A 2,080-nucleotide genomic window follows, 5' to 3' on the forward strand; every position below is an offset into this window, starting at 1 on the left:
GCCACCAGTTTCACCGCGCCTTTCATCGCCTCATCCCCGAATATCACTTTCAGGTATTCGGCTTGCTGTGCGGTGCCTAACTTGTTCTTTTTAAACGAGCGGTCAATGTCTTTGAGGATTTTCTCTACCGGCAACATATTGCCTTTGCCGTCGCGGGTGGTTATTCCCAGCTCGCGCAAGGCTTCCGGCGCTTTACCTATTGGAGCCTGTAACCGGCTAAACACTGCACTGGTACTGGTGCCCGCCATACTGCCCTTGATGCCGTTATCGGCCAGAACGCCAAGCAGTGCGGTGGTATCTTCAATACTGGCCCCGGCGGCCTCGGCAATCGGGGCGACATATTTCATCGCCTCGCCCAGCTCTAACAGGTTGGTGTTAGAGCTGGTAAAGCCTTTCGCCATCACGTCTGACACGCGCTTAATCTGGTCTAACGGCAGGTTAAATGCCGATTGCATGTTGGTGACAATATCCGCCGCCTCGGCAATATCCACACCGGACGCCAGCGACAGGTTAACCGTCGGCTCAGTGGCGGCCAGAATGGCGTCGGCGTCATAGCCAGAACGGGCCAGCGTGTCCTGGGTACGTGCCACATCCGTCGGGGAAAAGGCGGTGGAGCCGCCGATATCCCGCGCCTGCTGGCGAATAGCGGCCAGTTTGGCGTCGTTTTTATCCAGCCCTAAAATCGCCTGGGTGCCAGACATTTGGCTGTCAAACTGGATACCCGGCGCAATCAATTTCGCCGCCCCATACAACCCGGCGGTTGCCACACCCAGACTGGCCGCGCCCACATTGCGCACTGTGGCGGTAGCGGCTTTGCCTTTCTGATAGCGGTTACTGATACGGTTGAGCTGTTCCTGTTTCTGGCTCAGGCGTTGCAGCTCTTGGCGCTGGCGGCTCAGGGCGGCAGTGGCTTCGGTGGCACTGCTGCGTAACCGGCGCTGTTCCGCGCTCAGATTTTTGGTGGCAATGCCGTCAGCATTGAGCGCATCACGCTGGCGCTGTACTGACTGGCGCAACCCGTTGTATTTGGTTTGCAGCTCAGTGGCGGCGCGCTTCGCTCCCTCCATCAGTCGGGCTTGTTGGGCGGTGGGTTTCTCGGTGTTCTTAAAAGCAATCGCCAGCGCTGCCGCATCTTCTTTGGCTTTTTTCAGCGCCTGCCCGGTGACGGCCAGTTGGGCGCTGGCCTTGCGGAAACCGTCAATTTTCGCCGCCTGCGCATCAAGATTTTTGATAGTGCTTTGCGTGTTGCGAATATCCCCGGTGAGGGATTTGCTGGCGGTTTGAATGGCTTTAAACGGGCGGGTGGCTTGGTCTACGGCTTTGAGCAACACCTGTAACTGTAAGCTCTTACTCATTGTTCACGGCTCCACTGCGTAGCATGGCTTTATGACGCCAGCGCACCAGCTCGGTGAGGCTCATCCCCCAACACTCCGAGGGCGGCCAGTGAAAAATGGCGGCAATGTCCGCCATCAGGTCGTCAACTTCCAGTTTCGGGTCGAGTTTTACCCCGCCTGTTTCGGCGACAAAAAACCAACCACCTTACCGGCCAGCGCCACTAAATCTGGCAATTCCAGACGGCTGCATTCTGCTGTTGTCAGTGAGGGGTATCTAACCGGCCTTTCAGGTATTTGCGCCAGTGCATCGGCGTGATATTAAAAGCGCGCGCCATTCTGGCAAGATCGCCGAATATCCGCACCTGTGTATCCACCTGCAATAAAACAGCTCTGTCACCCTGATTAGTCTTAATGCATTCATCACAATGATGGTTGTAGGCCACCATTAACCCATCACCGATTTTGCGGGCAAAGCGGCGCAACTCTTTATCGTGCATACCGGCCAAGCTGGCATAAGTTGGGGCATCAGTGGAAAAGCTCATTGACGCACCGAGGCGCATAACATTTTTGTTATTAACTACCTGAATGCGCGGCCAGATGCGCTGGTCAAAAACGAATACCAGCCATTTGTTAGCATCATTTAGCCCTTTATTGGCTAACAGGTATCCATAGCGAGAAATAAACTGATTACGCAGGAAGTGAGGGAGTTTATTTATATTGGCTAAAACAGCTTGCCCCTGAATCAG

At 55.1% G+C, this 2,080-nt stretch carries 2 protein-coding genes and 2 pseudogenes; all 4 read right to left on the reverse strand.

The genetic code is table 11. The features are described 5' to 3' along the window. On the reverse strand, nucleotides 1-1,355 hold a 1,355-nt coding region (locus FTA96_RS11435; protein ID WP_145573851.1), incomplete at its 3' end, for a phage tail tape measure protein. Then, complete coding sequence (locus tag FTA96_RS23730) at nucleotides 1,348-1,470, reverse strand: GpE family phage tail protein (RefSeq protein WP_129196612.1); 123 nt, start codon at nucleotides 1,468-1,470, stop codon at nucleotides 1,348-1,350. The genes FTA96_RS11435 and FTA96_RS23730, both read right to left, overlap by 8 nt. 32 nt (nucleotides 1,471-1,502) lie before the next feature. Then, nucleotides 1,503-1,643, reverse strand: a pseudogene (locus tag FTA96_RS23500) (phage tail assembly protein); the annotation flags it as partial. After that, a pseudogene (locus FTA96_RS11450) lies at nucleotides 1,595-2,080 on the reverse strand (replication endonuclease); the annotation flags it as partial. The pseudogenes FTA96_RS11450 and FTA96_RS23500, both read right to left, overlap by 49 nt.

This window comes from Yersinia alsatica, from assembly GCF_902170305.1.
Classification (GTDB): Bacteria; Pseudomonadota; Gammaproteobacteria; order Enterobacterales; family Enterobacteriaceae; genus Yersinia; species Yersinia alsatica.